The 25690-nt window shown below is 59.1% G+C and carries 19 protein-coding genes and 1 tRNA gene; 9 read left to right on the top strand and 11 right to left on the bottom strand.

The genetic code is table 11. From position 1 onward, the window contains the following. Positions 1 to 56: 56 nt before the first annotated feature. The 7 genes from rpoN to ABDK74_RS04175 form a co-directional block, all read right to left on the bottom strand. Positions 57 to 1373 (bottom strand): RNA polymerase factor sigma-54, encoded by a 1317-nt coding sequence (gene rpoN, locus ABDK74_RS04205; RefSeq protein ID WP_346002830.1) that lies wholly within the window; start codon positions 1371 to 1373, stop codon positions 57 to 59. A gap of 9 nt (positions 1374 to 1382) precedes the next feature. Continuing rightward, complete coding sequence (gene lptB, locus ABDK74_RS04200; protein WP_062033450.1) at positions 1383 to 2138, bottom strand: LPS export ABC transporter ATP-binding protein; 756 nt, start codon at positions 2136 to 2138, stop codon at positions 1383 to 1385. Beyond that, positions 2135 to 3094: an LptA/OstA family protein gene (locus ABDK74_RS04195; protein WP_346002829.1), complete on the bottom strand. Its 960-nt coding sequence runs from the start codon at positions 3092 to 3094 to the stop codon at positions 2135 to 2137. The genes lptB and ABDK74_RS04195 overlap by 4 nt, the downstream gene beginning before the upstream one ends. Continuing rightward, positions 3091 to 3867 (bottom strand): LPS export ABC transporter periplasmic protein LptC, encoded by a 777-nt coding sequence (gene lptC / locus ABDK74_RS04190; RefSeq protein ID WP_346002828.1) that lies wholly within the window; start codon positions 3865 to 3867, stop codon positions 3091 to 3093. Before lptC ends, ABDK74_RS04195 begins: the two co-directional genes overlap by 4 nt. Next, positions 3864 to 4862 (bottom strand): KpsF/GutQ family sugar-phosphate isomerase, encoded by a 999-nt coding sequence (locus tag ABDK74_RS04185; RefSeq protein ID WP_346002827.1) that lies wholly within the window; start codon positions 4860 to 4862, stop codon positions 3864 to 3866. The genes lptC and ABDK74_RS04185 overlap by 4 nt, the downstream gene beginning before the upstream one ends. Before the next feature lie 18 nt (positions 4863 to 4880). Continuing rightward, the gene (locus ABDK74_RS04180) at positions 4881 to 5525 is read right to left on the bottom strand and encodes a ribonuclease D (protein ID WP_346002826.1); all 645 of its coding nucleotides are present in this window, start codon (positions 5523 to 5525) and stop codon (positions 4881 to 4883) included. A gap of 62 nt (positions 5526 to 5587) precedes the next feature. Further along, positions 5588 to 5674, bottom strand: a tRNA-Leu gene (locus ABDK74_RS04175). 110 nt (positions 5675 to 5784) lie between these two features. Between ABDK74_RS04175 and ABDK74_RS04170 the strand changes: the two genes are divergently transcribed. From ABDK74_RS04170 to gltB, 3 genes are all read left to right on the top strand, one after another. Continuing rightward, positions 5785 to 6771 carry a complex I NDUFA9 subunit family protein gene (locus ABDK74_RS04170; protein WP_346002825.1) on the top strand — a complete coding sequence of 329 codons (987 nt, stop codon included), beginning with the start codon at positions 5785 to 5787 and terminating at the stop codon, positions 6769 to 6771. A 155-nt stretch (positions 6772 to 6926) separates the two neighbouring features. After that, on the top strand, positions 6927 to 8366 hold the full coding sequence (locus tag ABDK74_RS04165; protein WP_346002824.1) for an NAD(P)-dependent oxidoreductase: 1440 nt from the start codon (positions 6927 to 6929) through the stop codon (positions 8364 to 8366). Next, positions 8363 to 12883, top strand: coding sequence for a glutamate synthase large subunit (gene gltB / locus ABDK74_RS04160; protein ID WP_346002823.1), 4521 nt, complete (start codon positions 8363 to 8365; stop codon positions 12881 to 12883). Before ABDK74_RS04165 ends, gltB begins: the two co-directional genes overlap by 4 nt. Positions 12884 to 12892: 9 nt before the next feature. Here the strand turns inward: gltB and ABDK74_RS04155 are convergent, their stop codons facing one another. Beyond that, positions 12893 to 14026: an acyltransferase gene (locus ABDK74_RS04155; RefSeq protein WP_346002822.1), complete on the bottom strand. Its 1134-nt coding sequence runs from the start codon at positions 14024 to 14026 to the stop codon at positions 12893 to 12895. Between the two features lie 122 nt (positions 14027 to 14148). On the opposite strand from ABDK74_RS04155, the gene ABDK74_RS04150 reads away from it, so the two are divergent. Together ABDK74_RS04150 and ABDK74_RS04145 are read left to right on the top strand one after the other, a co-directional pair. After that, positions 14149 to 15957 carry a M3 family oligoendopeptidase gene (locus ABDK74_RS04150; RefSeq protein ID WP_346004160.1) on the top strand — a complete coding sequence of 603 codons (1809 nt, stop codon included), beginning with the start codon at positions 14149 to 14151 and terminating at the stop codon, positions 15955 to 15957. 8 nt (positions 15958 to 15965) lie between these two features. Continuing rightward, positions 15966 to 17327, top strand: a complete 1362-nt coding sequence (locus ABDK74_RS04145) for an AarF/ABC1/UbiB kinase family protein (protein ID WP_346002821.1) — start codon at positions 15966 to 15968, stop codon at positions 17325 to 17327. Between the two features lie 73 nt (positions 17328 to 17400). Here ABDK74_RS04145 and ABDK74_RS04140 read toward each other — a convergent pair whose 3' ends face one another. Continuing rightward, complete coding sequence (locus tag ABDK74_RS04140) at positions 17401 to 19620, bottom strand: TonB-dependent receptor domain-containing protein (RefSeq protein ID WP_346004159.1); 2220 nt, start codon at positions 19618 to 19620, stop codon at positions 17401 to 17403. Positions 19621 to 20179: 559 nt separating this feature from the next. Continuing rightward, positions 20180 to 20593: a hypothetical protein gene (locus tag ABDK74_RS04135; RefSeq protein ID WP_194254391.1), complete on the bottom strand. Its 414-nt coding sequence runs from the start codon at positions 20591 to 20593 to the stop codon at positions 20180 to 20182. 169 nt (positions 20594 to 20762) lie between these two features. Between ABDK74_RS04135 and uvrB the strand changes: the two genes are divergently transcribed. The 3 genes from uvrB to gshB all read left to right on the top strand — a co-directional run bounded on the left by uvrB (position 20763) and on the right by gshB (position 24560). After that, the gene (gene uvrB, locus ABDK74_RS04130; RefSeq protein WP_346004158.1) at positions 20763 to 22976 is read left to right on the top strand and encodes an excinuclease ABC subunit UvrB; all 2214 of its coding nucleotides are present in this window, start codon (positions 20763 to 20765) and stop codon (positions 22974 to 22976) included. A 1-nt stretch (position 22977) separates the two neighbouring features. Further along, on the top strand, positions 22978 to 23481 hold the full coding sequence (greB, locus tag ABDK74_RS04125) for a transcription elongation factor GreB (RefSeq protein WP_346002820.1): 504 nt from the start codon (positions 22978 to 22980) through the stop codon (positions 23479 to 23481). Between the two features lie 95 nt (positions 23482 to 23576). After that, the gene (gshB, locus tag ABDK74_RS04120) at positions 23577 to 24560 is read left to right on the top strand and encodes a glutathione synthase (RefSeq protein WP_346002819.1); all 984 of its coding nucleotides are present in this window, start codon (positions 23577 to 23579) and stop codon (positions 24558 to 24560) included. 23 nt (positions 24561 to 24583) lie between these two features. Here gshB and ABDK74_RS04115 read toward each other — a convergent pair whose 3' ends face one another. Then, the gene (locus ABDK74_RS04115) at positions 24584 to 24784 is read right to left on the bottom strand and encodes a hypothetical protein (RefSeq protein WP_346002818.1); all 201 of its coding nucleotides are present in this window, start codon (positions 24782 to 24784) and stop codon (positions 24584 to 24586) included. Between the two features lie 163 nt (positions 24785 to 24947). On the opposite strand from ABDK74_RS04115, the gene ABDK74_RS04110 reads away from it, so the two are divergent. After that, complete coding sequence (locus ABDK74_RS04110; RefSeq protein ID WP_194254394.1) at positions 24948 to 25628, top strand: class I SAM-dependent methyltransferase; 681 nt, start codon at positions 24948 to 24950, stop codon at positions 25626 to 25628. The last annotated feature ends 62 nt before the right edge of the window (positions 25629 to 25690 follow it).

Raw genomic sequence — 25690 nt, 5'->3', positions numbered from 1 at the left:
GCATGAAGCGATAAAAATATCGCCGTGTGTTAAACATGGTTTGACATAAAAGGTTTTCAAGATGTCCGGCGCAGCCGCTTGCGCTGGCTGGATTTCGCAATGCCAAGACCTTCGCGATATTTCGCAACAGTACGGCGCTGGATGGAGAAGCCTTCCTTTTGCAGAAGAACTGTCAGGGCATCGTCGGATAGAACGTCATCCCCTTCAGCCGAAACAAGAGCCTGAAGACGATGCTGGACCGCATGGGCGCTCTGGGACGTGCCGTCTTCGGACGTTAGGGCTGTCGAGAAGAACAGCCTGAGAAGGACAGTACCCCGCGGGGTGTCGATATATTTGTTGCTGACGATGCGGCTGATGGTGCTTTCATGCAGCTCTGTGCGCCCGGCGATGTCGCGCATGCTCAGCGGGCGCAGGGCGCTGGGGCCATCGCGCAGGAAATCGGCCTGATGCTGCACAATGGCGCGGCCAACCGTGAGCAGGGACTGCTTGCGGCTGTCCAGCGCGCGGATCAGGGCCGTGGCTTCTGCCGCACAGATGAGGAGGGCCTTACCGGCGTCCGTGTCCCCATTGAGTTGTGCGCGCATCGTGTCATCAAGTCGGAGTTTTGGCAGCAGGCGCGTGTTGAGGGTCAGGCGGAAGCCAGTGCCGTTGGGGCGGACGATCAGATCGGGTTCGATGGGGGGCTCAGGCGGTGGTAGGGTCAGTCCGGGACGCGGATCGAGCGCCTGAATCTCAGCGAGCATCTCCAGCAGGTCATCCTGTTCAAGAGCGCATTTTTCCCGCAGCCTGCGCCAGTCCCGCCGGGCGAGGAGGTCAAGATTATCGAGCAGAATCTGCATCGCGGGATCGAGGCGATTGCGGACCCGGAGCTGTGCGGCCAGGCATTCTTCAAGCGATCGGGCGAAAAGCCCGACAGGTTCAAAATACATGAGGGTCTGACGGATCGCTTCGAGCCTTGTCGCCTCCATGCGAAGGTCGCCTGCAAGATCCGCTACCGAAACGGGAAGGCGGCCGCTTTCATCCAGACTGTCCAGAAGATGCAGCGCCGCATCCTGTTTGTCCGCAGGAAAAGAGAGGCGAATCTGGAGGATCAGATCGTCCCGGGCGGATGGAAGCGGGGCCGCGGCTTCCGGACGATCAGAGGCTGTGGTGAAGCGGTCCGGGTCGTCGTCGTGAAATTCTTCCGAAGCGGATACGGGATCAGGCGCTGTGTCGCCCGCCTCCAGAATAAGGAGTGGATTGGTTTCACAGGCCTGTCGCAGATGCTGGGCGAGATCGAACTGCGTGTATTGCAGAAGCGCAATCGCCTGACGCAACTGAGGCGTCATGACGAGAGACTGCGACTGACGCTGGATCAGGCCCGGGACAAGCATCCCGGCATGTTACAGCGAGAAATTCTCTCCGAGATAGACCCGGCGGACATCTTCGTTCGCAACGATGGCTTCGGGCGTGCCTTCCATCAGCACCTGACCGCCATGCATGATATAGGCGCGGTCGATGACTTCGAGCGTTTCGCGGACGTTATGGTCCGTAATCAGCACGCCGATGCCACGATCTTTCAGATGCGAAACGAGATCGCGGATTTCTCCGACGGCGATCGGATCAATACCGGCGAGCGGTTCGTCGAGCAGGATGTAGTTCGGCTGACTGGCCAGCGCCCGGGCGATTTCCAGACGACGGCGCTCACCACCCGAAAGGGCCAGCGACGGAGAGCGGCGAAGATGGGTGATGCCAAACTCGGCCAAAAGGCCGTTGAGCATCAGGTCACGCTTTTCCGGGTCGGGCTCGACGACCTCAAGAGCGGCCATGATATTCTGCTCGACATTCAGGCCACGGAAAATGCTGGCTTCCTGCGGGAGGTAGCCGACGCCAAGGCGCGCGCGGCGATACATCGGAAGCTGCGTGATGTCCGCGCCATCCAGAGTGATGGTGCCGGTATCAGGCTGAACGAGACCGACGATCATGTAAAAGCTGGTCGTCTTGCCCGCACCGTTCGGGCCGAGGAGGCCGACTGCTTCACCGCGCTGCACCTGAAGCGAGACGTTTTTGACGACGGCGCGCTTCTTGTAGGACTTGCCGATGCCGCTTGCGACCAGGCCGGTTGCGGGCGGCTGAGAGGGGATATGGCTGTCTGTCACTTGGGTGCCTGGCTGCTGTTGGCCTCGTTTGGCACGACGAGCCCCTGAATGGGGGAATCCGTGCCCGGCAGCATGGTTGCGATGCCGGTCTTCATGTTCACGATGGCCTGTGAGCCATTGTTCTGGTTCTGCCCCTGCGTGACATGCACATGGCCGATCAGGCGGGCGATCTGAGTATCGAAAACATAGACGCCACGATCGCCCGTGGCGGTCTGGGTCGGTGTCCGCAAAATGACATGTCCCCAGCCATAGGCCCGGTCGAGCTTCGAGGAACCGCCGCCCATCGGATTGGACGAATCTGCGGCCGCCTGTCCCGGTTTTGCAGACTGTGCCGGAGCAGGCGCGTCGTTGGGTTTGCTGAACGAGACGAGTACGTCTGCCTTGACCTGCTTGCCGTCATTGGTTGTGACGGTCGCATCGCCCCGCCCAACTGACATGCGCGTCTTGGAATGATATTCCATGACGTCGCGGGCCGTCAGAACGTCCTGCGGTGTGGTCAGCTTCAGATGCTTGCCGGTCATGACCATGACGCCCTGATCCATGTCGTACAGCGCACGGTCGCCCCAGCCCTGATCCGTCTGGTTGTAGATATGGACGTTGCCGCGCGCTTCGATCCGGTACAGTTCAAGCGAACCGCCCATCGGGTCATTGCTGCTGGCGCTTTTGCCATCGGCCGGTGTTGGCGCAGGTGCGGGCTGACCGGGAGCAGGCGCTTTCTTGCGCAGATATCCGATCAGCGTGTCCGCATCGACCGTCGTATCCCCGCGCACGGCCCGCGCTCCGCCCGTGAGTGTCACGGTCTGGGCATTGCGGTCGTAGACTTCTTCCTTTTTCCAGAAGAGCTGCACCGCTTCACCGTGGGACATGTCCAATCCGTCCGCATGGGCAGGGGCGGAAGAGAGAGCCACAGGAAGGGCAATCAGAAGCGGAAGGAAGGCTGCGGAACGGCGGGTCATTTCTCTGTCTTCAGTCCTTGCAGGTGCAGGCGGGCCGCCGCACTCGGAGGGCCGTTATCATCGTTGCGGACCGTTAGTCCGGGTCCCGTAAACTGCATGATACCCGCATGCTGGTCCAGAAAATAGCCTTGGGCATCCTGCGTGCCGAACGGACCTTCTGCATGGACCCAGTCCCGCGAGGCGATGACGTCCGCCTTAAGGTCCAGATCTGCGGAAGGGCCATTCAGGAGAAAGCCGTCATCGCGGTAGAGCACGACGTTGTCGTCGAGATCGAGCGTCTGTTCGTGCTGCATATAGACGCCACGATCAGCCTTGATATGTGCCCACGAATTCCCCGAAAGCTGGATGTCGGCAACCGGCTCAACAAGGTCTACGCGATCGGGCCCCTGCTGGTGGGTGGTGCGGGCTGTGATCATGTAAAGATGGTCGTGGGCGTCGAGGCCGCGATATGTGGCCTGTTCCATATTGCCGCTTTCTACGCGCAGACGGGCCATTTCCTTCAGGGCGGCGCGGTTCTGGTTCATGAGATGGGAAATCTCGGGCCAGGCGGCAATGGAACTGAGAAGGACGAGGGCCAACCCCGGCAGTGCCCATTTGGCGAAACCCAGAAGCGAGCGGCGTCGGGCGAGCTCCTGAGCATTGGGGGCCTGTCGAATCCGTTGGAAGGCGGCACGGCGCAGGCTGTCGAGACGGGCGAGACTTTCGGTCCGGTTGGGGTCGAAATCTTCCCGGCGGATGCGGTGTTCGCCATTATCGGGCGTGGGATCGCTCATGACAGGCCGCTGCGCAGGAGGTCGTGAATATGGACAATTCCCGCAGGACGGTGTGCTGCGTCCACGATGAAGAGGCTTGTGATGGGGCGCTCGCGCTGGTTCATGAGATGCAGCACGTCCTGCGCCAGTGTGTCGGCGCTTGCGGTGACGGGGGCGGGATTCATGACGTCCGCCGCCGTGGTCGCGTCGAGGTCGCCGGAGAGGGCGCGGCGCAGATCAGCGTCTGTGATAAGGCCCTGAAGTTCACCATTGTCATCAATGACACCCATGCACCCGAATGACTTGCGTGTCATCTCGAGAATAACGGCGCGGAGGGGGAGACTGCCCTGTCCGAGAGGCAGGGCGTCGCCGGTATGCATGAGGTCGCTGATGGGGCGTAGCCGGGCGCCGAGAAGGCCACCGGGATGAAAAGCTCCGAAATCGCGGGCGGTAAACCCGCGCTTTTCCAGCAGAGCGATGGCGAGCGCGTCGCCTAGAGCCAGTTGCAGCAGGGTGCTCGTCGTCGGTGCCAGACCCATGGGGCAGGCTTCGGCGCTGGTCGGCAGGACCAATGGGATCTGTGCAGCACGCGCGAGAGCAGAGGTGCCGACGGCGGTGACGGCGATCACACAGTGATTTTGTCGGGCGGCATAGGCCAGAATTGCGGCAAGTTCCGCGGTTTCGCCGGAATTGGAGAAAGCGAGGATCAGATCGCCGGGCGCCACCATCCCAAGATCGCCATGTGCGGCTTCAGCAGGGTGCAGGAATAGCGACGGTGTGCCCGTAGAGGCGAGAGTCGCCTGAATTTTGCGAGCGATATGACCGGATTTTCCGATTCCGGTGACGATCAGACGTGCGCGGCTTTCAGCGATGCGGTTGACGGCCTCACTGAATGCAGTTCCGAGAGGGCCGGAGAGCGCGTGTTCGAGCGCTTCCAGCCCTTTGCGTTCGATGGAGACGGTTTGGAGGGCCGATTCCAGAGCGGTGCGGGAAAAACCGGGCGATGGACGGTGCATGATCAGCGGGGCCGGGATTCAGGCGCGATGCGAGAAAATGTCGGACTCGTCATAGCCCAGCAGGTCGAGGCGGCAGCGGGCCGGAAGGAAATCGTAGCAGGATTGCGCGAGGTCGCGGCGGTTTTCACGGATCAGCATGGCTTCGAGCTTATCCCACAATGCGTGAAGATACAGCACATCCGATGCGGCATAGCGAAGCTGATCAGGGGTGAGAGTTTCCGCACCCCAGTCTGAGCTCTGCTGGTGTTTGGAGATTTCAACCCCAAGAAGGTCCCGACACAGATAGGCCAGGCCATGACGGTCCGTGAATGTATAGACCAGCCGGGCGGCGATTTTGGTGCAGATGACAGAGGGGATCGTAATATTGAAGGCGTTCTGCAGGACTGCGACGTCAAAGCGTGCGAAATGCATCAGCTTGGTGACGGAATCGTCTGTCAGAAGCGCTTTGAGATTAGGGCAATCATAGCCGCGGCCGCCCATGGAGACCGGTTTGATCTGCACGAGATGGGCTTCGTCATCACCGGCGGAAAGCTGGACGAGGCAGAGGCGATCACGATGGGGATTGAGACCCATGGTCTCGGTATCGATGGCAACGACAGGACCAAGATCAAAGTCATCCGGCAGATCGCCGTCATGAAGATGGATGGCGGTCTGCGAACTCATTTGTCGTCACCAAATTTTTTTAATCACCAGAGGATCGAGGCGATTTATCGCCTGATCGTCTGTGGTGCCCAGAAGAAGACTCGAACTTCCACGTCCTTTCGGACACAGGTACCTGAAACCTGCGCGTCTACCAATTCCGCCATCTGGGCTCAGAAAGCACCGGAGTTTTTTCAGTTTCCTGAAGCATCCCGGCTCGGTGAAGAGGCGTTTACCCCTGCACGTGTGGGGCGTCAACAGCCAAACTGAAAGAAAAATGCAAATGCGTAGAAATTTTTCCGTGGACGGTATGTCGAGTGGAGAGGGAACAGGCCGCAGTCCAAGGGTTGTGGCGGTTCTGGGCGGAGGAGGCTTTGTCGGGCGGGAACTTGTCGGACGGCTCGTGGCTTTGGGGCATGTCGTCCGGGTGGGGAGCCGTAACCCTGAGGGCGATCAGGCTCTGGCGCGCTTTCCGGGCGATGGACGTGTGGAGTTCATCAAGGCGTCGGTGGATGATGAGGGTTCGCTGGAGCGTGTGTTCAACGGGGCAGATGTGGGGATCAATCTGGTGTCCATCATGTCGCCGGACGTGCGGGCAATGCATCGGGTCAATGTGGAAGGCGCACGGCTGGCGGCGCTTGTGGCGCGGCGTGAGGGCGTGAGGCAGTACCTGCATATGTCGGCTATTGGCGCGTCTCTGGCGTCGCCGGGGAATTACGGGCGCAGCAAGGGGGCGGCTGAGCATGTGGTGCGGGAGGTCTTTCCCGAGGCAGTGTTGCTGCGGCCTTCGGTGATTTTCGGTCCGCAGGACAGTTTCTTCAACATGTTCGCGCTGATTGCGAAGCTCTTGCCTGTTCTGCCGGTGTTTGCGCCAAAGACGCTGTTTCAGCCGGTCTATGTAGGAGATGTGGCACGGGCGATCGTCACACTGGTGGAGCCGGGGCACGAAGGCCTGACTGTTGAAGCTGGCGGGCCGGATGTTTTGAGCATGAAGGACTTAATGGTGTTTGTTTTGGAGGCGTCGGGGCGTCGCAGGCTTCTGGTGTCTGTGCCGGGGTGGGTTGCGAGGCTGGAAGCCGATATCCTTGAATCGCTGCCGGGACATCTGCTGACGCGTGATCAGGTTGCGATGATGGGCGTGGACAATGTGGTGCAGCAGGGAGCGGTTGATCTTCAGACGCTCGGGATCAGACCTGCAGCAATGCGGAGTATCGTTCCGGACTATCTGAGGGGGAGCGTTTGTGAGAGCTGGCGGCGGTTCCGGAGGTGATTGGTCCGATACGGACCTTAAAATCTGTGTGAAAAATAGCTCATGCGATGAGAAGATGGGTCATTTCGCATGAAAGGTCAGCATTACTGACTGTTATTGGATAAAGTGACGGAATAGCTGCATTCTTACTCGCATGTTTGCAGGAGACACGACGCATGGCCGAACGGATGTTGCAGTTCGTCACCCACCCCCAGGTGCTTCCCGAGAAGCGCGACGCGGCCGAACGCCGCCAGGATTTCGGGGAGATTTACCGTGGGTTCGCGCGCAGCCGGGCGGAAGAGCAGGCGTCGCGGTGTTCCCAGTGCGGCATCCCGTTCTGCTCCGTGCATTGTCCGTTGGGGAACAACATTCCCGACTGGCTGAAGCTGACGGCTGAGGACCGGCTTGAGGAAGCGTATGAAATGTCGTCCGCGACGAATACGTTTCCGGAAATCTGCGGGCGTATCTGTCCGCAGGATCGCCTGTGCGAAGGCAATTGCGTCATCAACAAAGGCTTTGAGAGCGTCACCATTGGCGCTGTCGAGCGGTTCATTACCGAAAATGCGTTTGAGCAGGGCTGGGTAAAGCCCGCACTTCCGGACCGGGAACTGGGACGAAGTGTCGGGATCGTTGGTTCCGGCCCGGCAGGACTGGCCTGTGCGGAGCGGCTGCGGGCACAGGGTTACGAGGTTCATGTCTATGAACGTCAGGACCGTGTGGGCGGACTCATGACCTACGGCATTCCGAGCTTCAAGCTGGAAAAGCACGTCATGGCGCGCCGTCACGCGCTGCTGGAAGAGCAGGGGATTGTGTTCCATCTCTCCACGCCGGTTGGTTCGGGTGCAGGTGAGACGTCTCTTGAGAATCTGCGGGCGCGGCATGATGCGGTGTTTCTGGCAACAGGTGTGTACCGCTCGCGCGACGTGAAGGTGCCGGGGGCCGGGCTTGAGGGTGTTGTCGATGCGATCGACTTCCTGACGGCGTCGAACCGCCGAGGCTACGACGAAGATCCGGCTGAAGATGCGGCGCTGCACGCGAAGGGGCGTCGGGTCGTGGTGATTGGCGGTGGTGACACGGCCATGGACTGCGTGCGCACGTCGATCCGTCAGGGTGCCGAGCGTGTGACCTGCGTTTATCGTCGGGACCGGGCGAATATGCCGGGATCGCGGCAGGAAGTTTACAATGCCGAGGAAGAAGGCGCGCATTTCGAATGGCTGGGCTCGCCGGAAGCGTTCCTTGGAGACAGCAGCGTGTCGGGCGTGCGGGTGCTAAGAATGCGTCTGGGCTCACCGGATGCGTCGGGCCGTCGGTCCATCGAGGGCACGGGGCAGCATGACGTGATCGAGGGCGATCTGGTCATCAAGGCTCTGGGATTCGATCCCGAGGATCTGCCGGAACAGTTTGCCGCTCCCGATCTCGCTGTGACGCGCTGGGGCACGCTGACGGTGCCGCCGGGGGGCTTTGAGACGAGCCTTCCGGGTGTGTTCGCTGGGGGCGATATTGTGCGCGGTGCAAGCCTTGTTGTCTGGGCGATCAAGGATGGCCGGGATGCGGCCGATGTGATCCATCATCATCTGACTGAAACAGTGACCGGTTCTCTGGAGGCCGCGGAATGACACAGAATAACGATTTCATCCGCGAGTATGCTGAGAACGTCGAACGCCTGAAGGGGCTGTATGACCCGTCGCAGGAGCGCGATTCCTGCGGTGTGGGTCTGGTTGCATCGCTGGATGGCAAGCCGTCGCGCAGCGTGGTGCTGGCGAGCATCGAGGCGCTGGGCAATATCTGGCATCGCGGCGCGGTCGACGCAGATGGCAAGACCGGCGACGGCGCAGGCATTCATGTGGAAATCCCGCAGGATTTCTTTGCCGAGGCGATCCATAACGGTTCCAGCGACGATACAATCGATGGGCGCATTGCGGTCGGCATGGTGTTCCTGCCCAAGACCGATCTGGGATCGCAGGAGCGTGGCCGTCAGATCATTGAGACGGAAATCCTGAACTTCGGTTACGGGATCTATGGCTGGCGTCAGGTGCCGATCGATACGGCGTGCATTGGCGAGAAGGCCAACCAGACGCGGCCGGAGATCGAACAGATTATGATCCGCAACCGGCTTGGCCGATCGGAGGACGAGTTCGAGCGTGACCTGTATGTTCTGCGTCGGCGGATCGAGAAGCAGGCCACGGCGCAGCAGGTTGATCTGTATGTGTGTTCGATGTCCTGCCGCTCGGTAATTTACAAGGGCATGTTCCTTGCGGAGAACCTGACGGATTTTTATCCGGATCTGCTGGATGAGCGGTTCGTTTCGCGGTTTGCGATCTACCATCAGCGGTATTCGACCAACACGTTCCCGACCTGGAAGCTCGCCCAGCCCTTCCGCAAGGTGGCGCATAACGGCGAGATCAACACGATTTCGGGCAATACAAACTGGATGCGCTCGCATGAAACGCGGCTCGCCCATCCGGATCTGGACCCGTACATGGCGGATTTGAAGCCTGTCGTGCAGGCTGCGGGTTCGGATACGGCGGTTCTGGACAATGTGTTCGAGCTGCTGACCTTCGCCGGGCGGGATGCGCCGATGGCGAAGACGATGCTGGTGCCTGCCTCTGGCGGCGCGAACTCGGCAATGTCCGACGCGGCACGCGCACTATTCCGGTATTGCAATGCCGTGATCGAGCCGTGGGATGGCCCGGCGGCTTTGTGTGCGACGGATGGGCGTTGGGTTGTGGCGGGACTGGATCGCGCCGGGCTACGGCCGCTGCGCTACAGCATCACGCAGGATGGGCTGCTTATCGTAGGGTCTGAGACCGGAATGGTCCGGGTGCCGGATGCGCGGGTCAAAAGTCGTGGACGACTTGGCCCGGGGCAGACGCTGGCGCTCGATCTGAAGGAAGGGCGACTTTACCAGTCTGAAGAACTACTGGAAATGCTGGCCTCGCGTCAGGATTTTCAGGGCTGGGTGAAGCGCATTCGCGATATTGAGCCAATCGTGCGGGATGTGGTTGAGCCCGAGGCGCTGGACCCGGATGTGCTGCGGCGGCATCAGGTGGCGGTCAGTCTGACGCATGAGGAGCTGGAGACGATCCTGCATCCGATGGTGGAAACCGCTGCCGAGGCTCTGGGCTCCATGGGCGACGATACGCCCCTTCAGGTGCTGTCGCAGATCTATCGCGGGCTGGCGCATTATTTCCGTCAGGGGTTCAGTCAGGTCACGAATCCGCCGATCGATTCCCTGCGTGAAACGCGGGTGATGAGCCTGATCACGCGGCTGGGCAATCTGGGGAATATTCTCGATCAGGCGCCGGAGCAGTGCGATCTGTTGCAACTGCCGAGCCCGGTCCTGACGATTGGTGAGTTCGACGAACTGCGAAAAGTCTGCGGCGAGAACGCGGGCGTGATCGACTGCACCTTCCCTGCCGAAGAGGGCGAGGAAGGTCTACGGGCGGCGATTGCGTCCATCCGCGTGCAGGCGGAAGATCATGTTCGCGGCGGATGCACGCATTTGTTCCTGACGGATGACAATACGAATGCGACGCGGGTTGCGATTCCGATGATCCTCGCGACAGCTGCCGTGCATATTCATCTGGTGCGCAATTCGCTGCGGACGTTCACGTCTCTGAACGTCCGGACGTCCGGGGCGATCGATGTCCATGCGATTGCTGTGACGATCGGCGTTGGTGCCACGACGGTGAACCCGGCTCTGGCGCAGCATTGTGTGGCGGACCGGCTGCGGCGTGGTCTGTTCGGCAAGATGTCGCTGCGTGAGGCGATGGAGCGGTATCGCAAGGCCGTGGACAAGGGGCTCCTCAAGATCATGTCTAAGTCGGGTATTTCGATTATCTCGGCTTATCGTGGCGGGTATAATTTCGAGGCGATCGGGCTGTCCCGCGCGCTGGTGGCCGAGTTCTTCCCGGGCATGCCGTCGCGGATTTCGGGGATCGGTCTGCCGGGCATTGCGCGCAACATCCTTGGCGCCCATGCGGCGGCGTGGAACCGGAAGGTTGAGGCGCTCCCCGTGGGCGGACGCTACAAGCTGCGGCGTCAGGGTGAGACGCATGCGTTCTCGGGGCAGCTTGTACACATGCTCCAGAGCGCAGTGACGGCGAACAGCTTTACCCTGTACCGGCGTTATGCGGATGCGGTGCGTCAGATGCCACCTGTGGCGCTGCGCGATCTGCTGGATTTCAAGCCGCTTCATGCGCCGGTTCCGGTGGATGAAGTGGAGAGCATCACGCAGATCCGTCGCCGTCTGGTGGCGCCGGGAATTTCGCTCGGCGCGCTCAGCCCCGAGGCACATGAGACGCTGGCAATTGCCATGAACCGGATCGGCGCGAAATCCGATTCCGGTGAAGGCGGCGAGGATGCGGAACGCTCGAAGCCGCGCCCGAACGGGGACAATGCGTCTTCGGCCATCAAGCAGGTGGCATCCGGGCGTTTTGGCGTGACGGCGCAGTATCTGAACGACTGCCGCGAGATCGAAATCAAGATGGCGCAGGGTGCGAAGCCCGGCGAGGGCGGGCAACTTCCGGGCTTTAAGGTCACGGAACTGATCGGGCGTCTGCGTCATGCGACGCCGGGGGTGACGCTGATTTCGCCGCCGCCACATCACGACATCTATTCGATCGAGGATCTGGCGCAGCTCATTTACGATCTCAAGCAGATCAACCCGACGGCGACCGTCACGGTCAAGCTGGTGGCGCGGACAGGCATTGGCACGATTGCGGCCGGTGTGGCGAAAGCCAAGGCAGATGCGATCCTGATTTCCGGTCATTCAGGCGGGACGGGTGCCAGCCCGCAGTCTTCAATCCATTATGCGGGTCTGCCGTGGGAAATGGGGCTGTCGGAAGCACATCAGGTGCTGATGCTGAACCGGCTGCGTCATCGTCTGGTGCTGCGGACGGATGGCGGCATCAAGACGGGACGTGACGTTGTCATGGCGGCGATGCTGGGGGCCGAAGAATTCGGTATCGGCACGGCAGCATTGGTCGCGATGGGCTGCATCATGGTGCGCCAGTGCCACTCCAACACCTGTCCGGTGGGTGTGTGTGTGCAGGATGAAAAGCTGCGGGAGAAGTTCGGGGGATCGCCGGAGAAGGTCATCAACCTGTTCACGCTGATTGCGGAAGACATCCGGCATATTCTGGCAGATCTGGGCGTGCGGTCGCTTGAAGAAGTGATCGGGCGGACGGATATGCTGCGTCAGGTGTCGCGTGGTGCGGATTATCTGGATGATCTGGATCTGAACTCCCTGCTGGTTCAGGCTGATCCGGGCGAACATGCGCGGTTCTGCACCCGTGAGGGACGCAATGAAGTGCCGGAGACGCTGGACGGGCAGATCATTCCCGATGCGACGGCGCTGTTCGAACGTCGGGAAAAGCTGCATCTGCACTACACGGTGCAGAACACCCATCGTGCGATCGGCACGCGGGTTTCGGGGCTGATTACGCGCAAGTTCGGCATGAAGGAGCTTCCGGAAGGCCAGCTTACACTGTCGCTTCGCGGGTCTGCCGGGCAGTCTCTGGGCGCGTTCGGTGTGCAGGGGCTCAAGATCGAGGTCGAGGGCGATGCCAACGACTATGTCGGCAAGGGGCTTTCGGGGGCGACGATTGTTGTCCGCAAGTCACCGGCGGCGCAGTGGGCATCCGAGCAGAGCGCGATTATCGGCAATACGGTGTTGTACGGAGCGACGGCAGGTACGCTGTTTGCAGCTGGACAGGCGGGTGAGCGCTTCGCGGTCCGTAATTCGGGGGCGACGGCGGTGGTCGAGGGCTGCGGCTCGAATGCCTGCGAATATATGACCGGCGGCAAGGTCGTGATCCTTGGAAAGACAGGCGACAATTTCGGCGCCGGTTTCACGGGGGGGATGGCCTATGTGCTGGATGTGAAGGGACGGTTCGAGGCGCAGATCAACCCCGATACGGTGATGTGGAGCCGCGTTCAGGCTGGTAGCCGCTGGGATCAGGAACTGCGTGCGCTGGTGGAGCGTCATGTAGCGGAGACGGGCAGCACCTATGCCGAAGATCTGCTGCATTGCTGGGAGCGGACACTGGAGCGGTTCTGGCATATCGTGCCGCGCGATTATGCGCGAATCATCGGCTATGTTCAGGAAGATCTGTCGCAGCTTTCGGCCTGAGGAAGGATACTACCCCTGCTTGGGACGGAGTCTCAGGCAGGGGCGTTCCACGAAACGCCATGACAGGATCGCGCCGCCGATTGTGGTGAGGATCGTAAGGATCACGGCGTGGCGGCGACCGAGGCCGTAGCGGGTCTGAAGGTCACTCGCCATCATCACCAGTGGGAGATGGCACAGATAGAGCCCGTAGCTATGGGTACTGAGGCTGCGGACCGCCAGGCCGATCAGGGGCGGTAGCGTTCGCAGGCGCATCATTGCGGGCATGCAGAGTGCATAACCGAAGCCCACGACATCAAATGATCCCATGGCGCCGAAGCGTGGCGGCCAGAGCGTGTTGTCTCCGGTGTTGCACCACCAGACTGTGAGCACGATGACGGTGCCCAATGCTGCGAGAGATGTGCTGTAGCGGGTGACTGCGGGCTTGCATCGGTACAGCCAGGCAGCCGCAATGCCCCATGCGATGGAGTCGAAGCGGCAGGGAATAATTTTGCTGGTGACTTCGTTCCAGTTGACGTCCGTGGGGAGAGACAGGCGCCAGTAGAGTGGAACGATAAAGAAAGCCGCCAGAGTGGTTCCGAAGGCCAACACCGGTTTCAGGCGGCAGGCGAGAAGTATGAGCAGCAACGCCGGGAAGGCGATATAGAACCACTCTTCTACGCAGAGCGACCATGTGGCGTCATACCAGTTCGAGACCATGGGCCAGCCCAGATTTTGCGTAAGGGTCAGGAACCAGGGCAGCACGCGCTTGGCTTCGTCCCATGTCACGCCGTAGGGGCCGAAATAGGCGAGCGGAATCAGCAGTGCGAACAGCCACGCATAATAGGCCGGAAGGGTTCGCATCCATCGGCGGATGAGGAAAATGCTCCAGCCTTTTACTGAGGTTCCGCGTTCCAGCAGATCCAGCATGATGGTGCCAATCAGGAAGCCGCTGAGTACGAAAAACAGCATCACGCCGTAGAAGCCGAGCACCGCCAGATGAAACGGGAGATCCCGGTGCCACCAGGATGAGAACATGATTCCGTCATGGCAGATCAGAACGTCGAGAATGGCGACCGATCGCACCAGATCTGGACCTGCGATTCGCTGACGCAGGTTTTCAAAGGATGTGAGCCGTTCAGATGCGTAGGAGGGGTATTCTTGCATGATGTGGCGAAAAATCCGGTTTGGGGCTGCATCGCAGTCTGAGAGCGGTTTTACACTACGGATTTGTCATCAACATCCCGTTTGACGGCGAGGATTGTGGCTCTAAGGTCAGGGATATGACCATGCTCTTTTCTGCCGTTGACGGCACGCCCAATTCGTCCTCCGGGGAGCAGATACCGCCCCGCTGGGACCTGTCCGATCTCTATGTTTCGCCAGAAGATCCGGCTCTGGCGGCGGATTTCGATCGCTGGGCGGGGGAGGCGCGTCGTTTCTGCGAGACGTATAAGGGGCGTCTGGACAGTCTGAGCGGTGCAGAACTTGCGGCGGCTTTTGCGGAGTATGAAGAAATCGAAGAAGGACTCGGGAAGATCGGGTCCTACTCGAGCCTCGGTTTTGCCGCGCATACGACCGATCCGGTCTGGGGACGGTTTGCGCAGGGTGTGCAGGAGCGGATGACGGAGGTGGCCTCCGATCTAATGTTCTTCACGCTGGAACTGAACCGGATTGCGGACGAGAATCTGGCACGGATCTGCGAAGCACCGGAAATGCGTAAGTGGGGTGCGTATCTGCGGGATCTGCGGATGTACCGGCCCTATCAGCTTTCCGATGAGGTCGAGCAGGTGCTGATGGACAAGTCGGTGACGGGGCGGAATGCCTGGAACCGGCTGTTCGACGAGACGATGGCGACGCTGAGTGTCACGATCGACGGTGAGGAGAAGCCGCTGGGCGATGCGTTTAATCTGCTGACGAACGCGGATCGTGCGAAGCGCGAGGCTGCGGCGCAGCAGATCAGTGCGGTTCTGGGCGAGAACTCGCGTCTGCTGACGATGATTACCAACACGCTCGCCAAGGACAAGGCGATCGGGGACAAGCTGCGCGGCTATCCGCGCCCGACGAGTTCGCGGAACTTAGCGAACATGGTCGAGGACGAGGTTGTCGATGCGCTGGTGGGCGCGGTGGACGAGGCTTATCCGCGTCTGGCGCACCGCTATTATGCGCTCAAGGCGAAGTGGCTCGGGCTGGAGACGCTGGAACACTGGGATCGCAATGCCCCGCTGCCGGGTGTGGAGACGCGCCAGATCGACTGGGAGCAGGGCAAGGAGATCGTGCGGACGGCCTATGCCGGGTTCGATCCGGCTCTGGGCGAGATTGTCCAGAGCTTCCTGACCAATCCGTGGATTGATGCCGCACCCGTGGCTGGGAAGTCCTCCGGGGCGTTCTCGCATTCCTGCGTACCGTCCGTGCACCCGTATATTCTGATGAACTATCGTGGGCAGCCGCGCGATGTCATGACGCTGGCCCATGAGCTGGGGCATGGCGTGCATCAGACTCTGGCCGGGAAAAAGCAAGGTTATCTGAATGCCGATACGCCTCTGACTCTGGCCGAGACGGCATCGGTGTTCGGCGAGATGCTGACGTTCCAGTCATTGCTGGATGCGGAGAGTGATCCGAAGCGCCGTCGTCATATGCTGGCGGCGAAGGTCGAGGACATGCTGAACACGGTTGTCCGGCAGATCGCGTTCTATCAGTTCGAAGTGAAGGTCCATGACGAGCGGGCGAAGGGCGAACTTTCGCCGGAGCGTCTGGGAGAAATCTGGCGGGAGGTTCAGGTGCGGAGTCTGGGGCCGGTGTTCCACTTCACACCGGATTATGACCTGTACTGGTCTTACATTCCGCATTTCGTGCATTCCCCGTTCTATGTTTATGCGTATGCTTTCGGGGACTGTCTGGTAAATGCGCTCTATGGCGTTTATCAGGAAAAACCCGAGGGTTTTTCTGCGAAATACCGCACTATGCTCGAAGCCGGTGGAACGCTGCGGCACAAAGAACTGCTCGCGCCGTTCGGACTTGATGCGACAGATCCGGGTTTCTGGCGTAAAGGACTGGATGTGATCTCGGGGCTGATTGATCAGCTCGAGCAGGAGGACTGAGGAGCATCATGGCGAGGGATCTCGACAACACCGGCCTTATGGGGGAGCTGCGTCGCATGGCGCGGACTTCCGGCGCGGTCGGCGGTATTGCGGCGCGGATGGCGGGCAACCGTCTGGGCTTCAAGACGAACAAGGGCGTTCATGCAGAGGGCCTGAAGTCGGCGTTGGGAAACCTCAAAGGGCCGCTGATGAAGGCGGCCCAGCTTCTCTCCACCATTCCCGGCGCGCTGCCGGACGAATACGCTGAAGAACTGGCGCATTTGCAGTCCAATGCGCCGCCGATGGGCTGGAGCTTCGTGCGCCGTCGCATGCAGGCGGAGCTTGGAGCGGGTTGGGAAAAGCATTTCCGCTCCTTCAGCCATGAAGCCGTCGCGGCAGCTTCGCTCGGACAGGTGCATCGGGCGCGTCTGGTCGACGGGCGGGAAGTCGCCTGCAAGTTGCAGTATCCGGACATGCAGGCGGCCGTGGATTCGGATCTGCGACAGTTCCGGGCCGCACTCGGTATTTACAAGCAGTTTGAGACCACGATCCGGCAGGACGAAGTTTATACCGAACTCGCGGATCGACTGCGCGAGGAACTGGATTACCGACGGGAAGCGAGCCATCTGCGGCTGTATCGGGACATGCTCTCGGAAACGCCCGAGGTTACGGTTCCTGCGCCAGTCGAAGAGATGTCCACCGGGCGGTTGCTGACGATGGATTGGGTGAGTGGCCGGAGTATGCGGGCCGTTCTGGGCGAAAACGTGCCACTGGAAGATCGCAATGCGATGGCCACGGCGCTGTTCAAGGCCTGGTACACGCCGGTCTATCACTACGGTGTCATTCACGGTGACCCGCATATGGGCAATTTCACCGTGCGTGAGGATTACGGTCTGAACCTGCTGGATTTCGGAGCTGTCCGGATTTTCTCGCCGCGATTTGTGGAAGGGATCATCGATCTCTTCAAGGCACTGCGGGAGAACAACGAGGAACTCGCCTTCCATGCCTACAGCAAGTGGGGCTTCGTCGGGATCTCGCGTGAGACGGCGGGTATTCTGAATGAATGGGCACGGTTCTTCTATCGTCCGCTGATGACGGACCGCGTGTGTTCCATGCAGGAGAGCAACGATCCGGCGGAAGCGCGTCAGGTTCTGGAGAAAGTCTATGACGGGCTCAAGCGCACAGGCGGTGTGAAGCTGCCGCGTGAATTCGTGTTGATGGACCGTTCTGCGATCGGGCTCGGCAGTGCGTTCCTGCGTCTGGAGGCGCGGCTGAACTGGCACAATATGTTCGAGGAACTGATCGAGGGCTTCGATGTGACTATTCTGGCGGCGCGTCAGAAAGAGGCTCTGGAGAAGGCGAAGGTGCCACCGGCGCTGTCGTCACTCTGAAGGGTTCAGCCGCAAAAAAGGGCGCTTCCTACAAAGGAAGCGCCCTTTTTGTTTCTAGGTTGCGAATATCGGTTCAGAACTGGGCTGCAATCGTTCCGAAGAATTCGCGCGGTGCTGCGGCAAACAGATTTGCGTTGTCATCGCCCGCAACCGAAGCTGCGCCATAAACGCCACCGATATAGTTCTGATTGTAGAGGTTGGTGACCCCAAAGGACGTCTTCAGGCTCTGGGCAAAGCCGACTTTGCCGAAATCGTAAGCAACATTGAGGTTTGATGTCCAATAGGCAGGAATCTGCTCATCATTGGTATAGGTCATCTGGCGTGCGCTTGTGTATGTGGTGTTGAAGTTAAATGTTGCACGATGCCAAGTATAGCTCACATCAGCCTTGTACATGAATTTCGGATAATAGACCTGCTGCTTGCCCTTGATGCTGACATAACCACCATTATAGGGAAGATGCGTATCTTCATAGGTCGCATCATTCCAGCTGAAGCTGTTGGTGATGGCCAGTCCGGGAAGCGGACGGAACGTCCCCGCGACGTCTGCGCCGTTCATGGTTTCATGTCCCACATTCATGAATGAACTGTAGGTGTTTCCCGTTGAGCCACTGGTGATGGCGGCGAGGCGATTATAGTAATCTGTATGGTAGAAATCCGCGCTTCCGGAAAAGAAATGGGAGTTGAAGCGGTAGCCAACGACGTAATTCCAGGTCCGCTCCGGGCGCAGCGACTTCTTGTTTTCGTCGAAGACGGTCTGCGCAGGGTTGGACGCGCTTCCGAGACCTGACCAGGCCGATCCGCTTGAACTCTGTGCAGAGTAATCATAAGCGCGCATGTTTTCAGCAATATCGAAATAAACTTCGTGCTGATTGAGGAAGTGGTAGTCGAAGTTGAAATGCGGGAGGAAGGCGTTCGCTGCCGTCAGATTACCGGACGCAGGGTGGCTGTAATAAACACCCCATGAAGAAAGCGAACTCGTATTGTCGACGCTGGTTCCACCATGCGTCGTTTGCAACAGCGAACGGAAGCCTGCTTCAACGGTCATGCCCGGAATGATTCGGTAGGTGTCCTGCAGATAGAACTGAAACGTGTTGGTGTTAAAAGAATCTGCCCACCATGTTGTTCCGTTCTTGAAATCGGCAATGGAGGAATGCGGAGTATTAACCCCGTCTTCATACATCATCATCGGATAGTTAAAGCGGTCGTTTTCGTACCAGATACCGGTTTTGATGTCGTTGTTATGACCGGCATGGATGTCAAAGTTCTGTACGAAACCCAAACGTCGGACATCGGGATGGCCCGTTTCCATCGCCATCGGAACTTGTGAGGTCGGGGATGTCAGGAACGGATTGGAGGCACTGTAATCTCCGTTCGAAACATGGGCGTAAGCAATTGTCTTGGATGTGACGTTGGGGAAAAGCTGGAACTCACCCGTAATGGCGGAAAGATAGTTCCGCTGTGTCTGGGAGCTGTCATAAGCGTAATCGCCAATTTCATCGTTGGACAGAACTCCTTCAAGTCCCGGAGGTACGCCGCCATTCTGGGCGTAGTAAGCGTATTCTTTGGCGAGGGCATAGTTGGGTTTCAGATAGGTCGTATTGCGCCCCATCTTCTGCCACATGTTTTTGGTCAGGCTGAGATAATTGTACTGTTCAAAGTTTGAATAGTCGAAAACTGCCGTGATTTTACCGCGATCACCAACGGGCTGGACCAGTTTGAAGTTAGCCTGCTGTTCCTGCTGATCGCCATAGCCTTTCCAGAGATCCTGATCGGTGCGGGCGTAGGCGGCATAAAATTTTGTGCCGCTGGAATTCAGCTTTCCACTATCCACACGGCCGAAAGTTCTGAAGCCGTTATAACTACCGAAAAGCTGGCTGATCTGGCCGCCCGCCTTGTCTGAAGGATCTGCAGAGGTGAAGGTGATGGCACCGCCAAGCATTTGGGCTGATGGAGTGTCCAGTGCGCCTGCGCCCTGCGACATGGTCAGGCTGGTGATGTTTTCCTGAATTTCCATCTGGTCGACACCGAGGCCGTTCCAGTTGTGGAAGCCCTGTCCGCCCATCGGGATTCCGTCGAGCGAGACACCGAGTTGGGTCTGATTGAAGCCGCGAACATAGAGGGTATTGGCGACTGTATCGAGTCCGAAAGCATCATCGGAGGCAAAGTTTGCGCCAGGTGTCGTCAGAGCAAGGATCTGCATCGGGCTTGTGCCGGCGACGAAATGATCCATTGTTTCTCGTGTGACGACTTCCACCGCACTATGCGAGCCTCTGCGCTGCGCATGAACCGTCATGTCTTCAGTGCCGGATGCCACTGTTGCATGTTTGTGCGCCGGGAGTGCGCGGTGTGCAGGCGTGGTGGTCTTGGCGTGGTTTGCATGATGTGTTTTGTGCGTTGTGCTGGCAGCCCGCGTCGGGCTGACCAGGAGGCCGATCAATGCGACACCGGATAAAAGATATCGTCCCAAGGCTGACTGCACGAGCGAGTTCCAGTTTCTGTTCATAAAATTCTGGAATTCACGCTATGTCATGGAATTGAAACATTGCAACATGATTATTAAACAATAAGTCATAATCTATGCTGGCTTGGCAAATGCGCCACATATGAAACGAATTATTGCGGGAAAGGGATTGAAAGGGAATTGATAAATAAAAAATAGGTCTAAAGATAATAAATCATCTTATTTACTTGTAATAGTTTATATTATTGGATTTTAATTGATATTGTTTGTCAATTTTAAAAATACCGATCAGAAAATTGCCCGTTTTTAACGGTTTCTAAGATCTGACCCGGGGGTAAGTCGGGTCTGATCATGATTTTGCGAAATATACCGTGTCAGAGTGTACGAAAAATCAGAAGATTTCTTTGATGAGGTCGTTGCCGATGCTGAATCCTGCGCCAGCCTCGACAGAGCGGGCGAAGCCGGAATTGAGGATGTCAGAGACGAAATTATTGTCGGGAAGAGCCTGAACGGGCTGCACGGGGATCTGCTGTGTCGGGGCCTGATAGACGGCTTGTGCGCCGTAATCGGGCTGGGCGTTGGACAGTGCTGCGTGAAGCTGTTGCAGAAGGTTCGTGACCTGCTGCTGCTCAGCCTGAAAAGCGAGGGCGAGTTCGCGCAGATCGAGGGACCATTCCCGAGCCTGCATGTCGCCGCTCTGGACAGCAGCCTGCATCTTGGAGCCGAGAGCCTGAAGCGCCTGAGCGGTTTGCTGGGCCTGCTGCTGAAGCTGGATATAGGTCTGTTCGATCGTTTGGACGTCCATGACGGTTTTTCCTTCAAAGAGACATGGGTGTTGATAGCGCTGGACGGCGAGTCTCTCCATCCCTTTCAGCAATAAAATGTCATAAAGATATGCGGGCGGAATGTTGTCCGAAGGGGCCTCTGTGCAGATGCCTCTTGCCCTGTGTCGCGCGGTTTCCCATCTTGCGATGATGGCCAAAAAACCGACCTCTTCCGTTCGCAATGCCGCATCCATGCCCCTGACGCAGTTTCTCCCCGAGAGACAGCCTGTCAAACCCAAGACGCGCAGACTCGTCGTTAAATCGGATTACGATCCGGCGGGCGATCAGCCAACGGCGATTGCGGAGCTTGTGAAGGGCGTTGAGGGCGGCGAGCGGGATCAGGTCCTGCTGGGTGTGACCGGCTCGGGCAAGACGTTCAGCATGGCGAAAGTCATTGAGGCAACGCAGAAGCCGACTCTCATTCTGGCCCCCAATAAAACCCTGGCGGCGCAGCTTTACGGGGAGATGAAGCAGTTCTTTCCGGATAATGCGGTCGAGTATTTCGTGTCGTACTACGATTACTACCAGCCGGAGGCCTACGTGCCACGGTCGGATACGTATATCGAGAAGGACAGCCAGATTAACGAACAGATCGACCGAATGCGCCATGCCGCCACGCAGGCACTGCTGGAGCGCAATGACGTCATCATTGTGGCGTCCGTTTCCTGCATTTATGGTATCGGTTCGGTCGAAACGTATTCGAAGATGGTGGTGCGGCTTGAAGTAGGTGGCTCCATCGACCGCGAGCGGCTGATCAAGGCGCTGGTGGAGTTGCAGTACCGTCGCAATGACGCAGCATTCGAGCGCGGGACGTTCCGTGTGCGCGGCGAGCAGATCGACATCTTTCCGGTGCAGAATGAGGACCGGGCCTGGCGCGTGTCGCTGTTTGGCGATGAGATCGACCAGATCGTGGAGTTCGATCCACTGACGGGAAACAAGACGGCGGATCTGGCGGAAATCAGCGTCTATGCGAACTCGCATTACGTGACGCCGCGTCCGACGCTCAATCAGGCGATGATCGGGATCAAAAATGAACTTCGCGGGCGCCTCCAGCAGTTCACCGAGGATGGAAAGCTGCTGGAGGCGGAGCGTCTGTCGCAGCGGACCACCTTCGATCTGGAAATGATTGAGACGACCGGAGCGTGCAAGGGGATCGAGAACTACTCCCGCTACCTGTCCGGGCGTGGTCCGGGAGATCCGCCGCCGACTCTGTTCGAATATCTGCCAGAAGATGCGCTGCTGATCGTGGATGAGAGCCATGTCACGGTGCCGCAGATTGGTGGCATGGAGCGTGGAGACAGGGCGCGGAAAAGCGTGCTGTCGGATTACGGGTTCCGTCTTCCGTCCTGTATCGACAACCGTCCGCTGGCGTTCGGGGAGTGGAATGCGTTCAGGCCGCAGTCGATTTTCGTCTCTGCGACGCCGGGACCGTGGGAGATGGAGCAGACAGGCGGTGTGTTTGCCGAGCAGATCATCCGTCCGACGGGGCTGATTGACCCGGTAACGGATGTGCGTCCGGTCGAAGGGCAGGTCGATGATCTGCTGCATGAGTGCCGGGACGCGATCAGCAAGGGCGGACGTGTGCTTGTCACGACTCTGACCAAGCGGATGTCAGAAGATCTGACGGATTATTTGGGCGAAGCGGGCATCAAGGTCCGGTATCTGCACTCAGATGTGGATACGCTGGAGCGGATCGAGATCATCCGCGATCTGCGACTGGGGGCCTTTGACGTGCTGGTGGGGATTAACCTGCTGCGTGAGGGATTGGATATTCCGGAATGTTCGGTCGTGGCTATTCTGGATGCGGACAAGGAAGGATTCCTGCGGTCCAAGACGTCGCTGATCCAGACGATCGGGCGTGCGGCGCGTAACGTCGATGGCCGTGTGTTGCTGTATGCGGACAAGATGACGGACAGTCTAAAATACGCGATCGAAGAGACGGCGCGGCGTCGGGCCAAGCAGACGGAATGGAACGAGGCGCACGGAATTACGCCGATGACAGTGCGGTCGAAGATCGGCGATGCGCTCTCTTCGGTGTTCGAGCAGGATTATGTGACGGTCGCTCCGGACGGCTCGGGTGATACGGAACAGTTCGTCGGTAAATCGCTCCCCGCCACCATTCAGGATCTGGAAAAGCGGATGCGGGAGGCCGCGGCCAATCTGGACTTCGAACAGGCCGCCCGACTGCGCGACGAGGTCAAGCGGCTTGAGGCGATCGATATGGGGCTGGAGCCGCCACCGATTGCGAACTCGACCGCCGGACGTCCGGGTGCACGAAAGGCTCCGAAGACGCCTGTTCCTCTGGGGCCGGGCGGAGGCGGGTATGATCCAGCGAAGAAGAAACGCGGCCGGGGAGGTCGCTGAGATGGCTGAGAAGACGCCGCTGTCGCATTACCTGTCGCCGAAAGGTGCGGTTGTCATGCGGGCTGAACTGAAGGAACTGGCACAGAAGGAACGGCCGCGCATTGTGGAGATCGTGTCCTGGGCAGCCAGCAATGGCGACCGTTCGGAGAACGCGGACTATCAGTACGGCAAGCGCCGACTGCGGGAAATCGACCGGCGGATGCGGTTTCTGGGCAAGCGTCTGGAAAATGCGGTGATCGTCGATCCCGCCGGGCAAACCACGCGGGATCGTGTGTTTTTCGGTGCTACCGTGACCTATGTGGACGAAGATGACGTCGAACACACGGTGACGATCCTCGGCGTGGACGAGTCCGATCTGGCGCGTGGCGAGGTCAGTCTGGTCTCGCCGGTGGCGCGGGCGCTGATGAGAACGCGCATTGGGGACGTGGCGATGTTGCAGACGCCGGGCGGCCCGGTCGAGATCGAAATCCTGAAGATCGCCTATCCCGTGGCGGTAGCGGCCTGACGTTTGGGCGTACGGCAGGGGCGTGGCTTTGAAAAAGTACGACCTGCGTTTACACAGACTGTTCCACTCCCATTTCCCCGGACCGGAGTTTCCTGATGTCCCGTTCTCTTCGCGTTGCTGTTCAGATGGACCCCTTGGAGTCCGTCAATATTGATGGCGACTCCACGTTTGCGATGATGCTTGAGGCGCAGGCGCGTGGCTATGAGTTGTGGGTCTATCCGGTGACGACGCTGAGCCTCGTTGAAGGGCAGGGACGCGGCGGCCGTGTGCAAGCGCGGGCGCGCCGGGTCGAGGTGCGGCGCGAGCGTGGCAATCATGCGACGTTCGGCGAAGAACAGGTTCTGGATCTGGGGCAGACGGACGTGATCCTGATGCGTCAGGACCCGCCGTTCGACATGGGCTACATCACGGCCACGCATATGCTGGAGCACGTGCATGGTGTGGGCGAGGGACGCTCGCTCGTGGTGAACGATCCGGTGGCGGTGCGGAATGCGCCGGAAAAGCTGCTGGTGACGCATTTCCCACATCTGATGCCCCCGACGCTTGTGACGTGGGATACGCGCGAAATTCTGGCATTCCGGGAAAAATATCACGACCTGATCGTCAAGCCACTCTTCGGCAATGGTGGAGCCGGAATATTCCGGATTAAGCCGGATGATGAGAATCTGGGTGCGCTGCTGGAGATGCATTTCGCACGTTCGCGTGAACCGCTCATGATCCAGCGTTATGAGCCGGCCGTGCGTCAGGGGGACAAGCGTATCATTCTGGTGGATGGCGAGCCAATCGGTGCGATCAACCGGGTTCCCGCAACGGGAGAAGCACGTTCGAACATGCATGTCGGCGGTCGGGCCATGAGTGTTGAGCTGACGGCCCGCGACCGGGAAATCTGTGAGTCGATCGGACCATATCTGCGCGAACACGGTCTGATTTTTACCGGGATCGACGTGATCGGGAACTGGTTGACGGAAATCAACGTCACATCACCGACGGGGCTGCAGGAGCTGGACCGTTTTGATGGCATCAACAGCGCGGGGCTGATCTGGGATGCAATCGAAGGGCGCGTTCTGGCGTCAGAGTGATCTGCGATCAGGAAAAGAAAAGGCTAACGCTGCCGACTATCTTCTGAATTCGACGTGTAGGTGAGGGACATTCTGGGTTCATCGGGCAGAGTTTCCTCTATTTTGGCGTCGCTGTCCCGACCGAAACGATTACCGAACCAGTCCCGAAGCTGCACGCGGAAATACAGGAAATAGATGGTGCCCCAAATCACGAAAGTGACCGCCACAATACAATAGACCAGCATGTTTGTCCTCCTTGGCCCCGTCGGAAACATGGGCTTGAAACGTCATGCACACTGCGTGTCTTGCCAGATGCCTATCGGGGAGGGCAAGAAGGTGCGAATTGAACATGTTCTGGATAGCTCTGGCCTGCGAAGGTCGGGCGGACAAAGAAGGTCGTATATCACAATGTCCTCAACCCTTTCCCCGCGTTCGGCACTGGACGCGGAAGCCGTCAAAACGGCTTATCGTCGTTGGGCCCGTGTTTATGATACTGTTTTTGGCGGTATTTCGGGTTACGGGCGTAAAAGAGCAGTGGCTGCGGTCAATGCTCTGCCAGGAGAGAGGGTTCTGGAAGTCGGTGTCGGAACAGGGCTGGCCCTGCCTGCCTATTCCCAGAGCAAACGCATTACGGGAATCGATCTTTCCGAAGACATGCTTGAGCGTGCACGGATGCGGGTGCTTCAGGAGCATCTGACGAATGTGGACGATCTTCTGGAAATGGATGCGGAAGCCACGACGTTTGAAGATGACAGCTTCGATATTGCGGTAGCGATGTTTGTGGCATCGGTCGTCCCGCACCCTGACCGGCTGCTGGCTGAACTCAAGCGCGTCGTGAAACCGGGCGGGCATATCCTGTTCGTGAATCATTTTCTGGCGACTGGCGGCGTGCGTCTGTCGGTAGAGCGTGGCATGGCCCGGGCGTCCCGCTCGCTGGGCTGGCATCCGGATTTCGCAATTGAGTCGCTTCTGCCCCCGGAAGACCTGCGTCGTGCGACGCTGATGCCGGTTCCGCCCGCAGGGCTGTTTACACTCGTGACATTGCCGCAATGCGAGAGTAAAAGCGACGCAGCAGCCCTGGTCGCCTGATCGGCGTTTGGTTCCGCACGTGTGTCGGCGCCGAGTATTCCGACGCTCGCTGCGGTATTCCT

It is taken from the genome of Gluconobacter sp. OJB, from assembly GCF_039638275.1.
In the GTDB taxonomy this organism is placed as follows: domain Bacteria; phylum Pseudomonadota; class Alphaproteobacteria; order Acetobacterales; family Acetobacteraceae; genus Gluconobacter; species Gluconobacter cerevisiae.
This window is presented reverse-complemented; position numbering and strand designations above follow the sequence as displayed.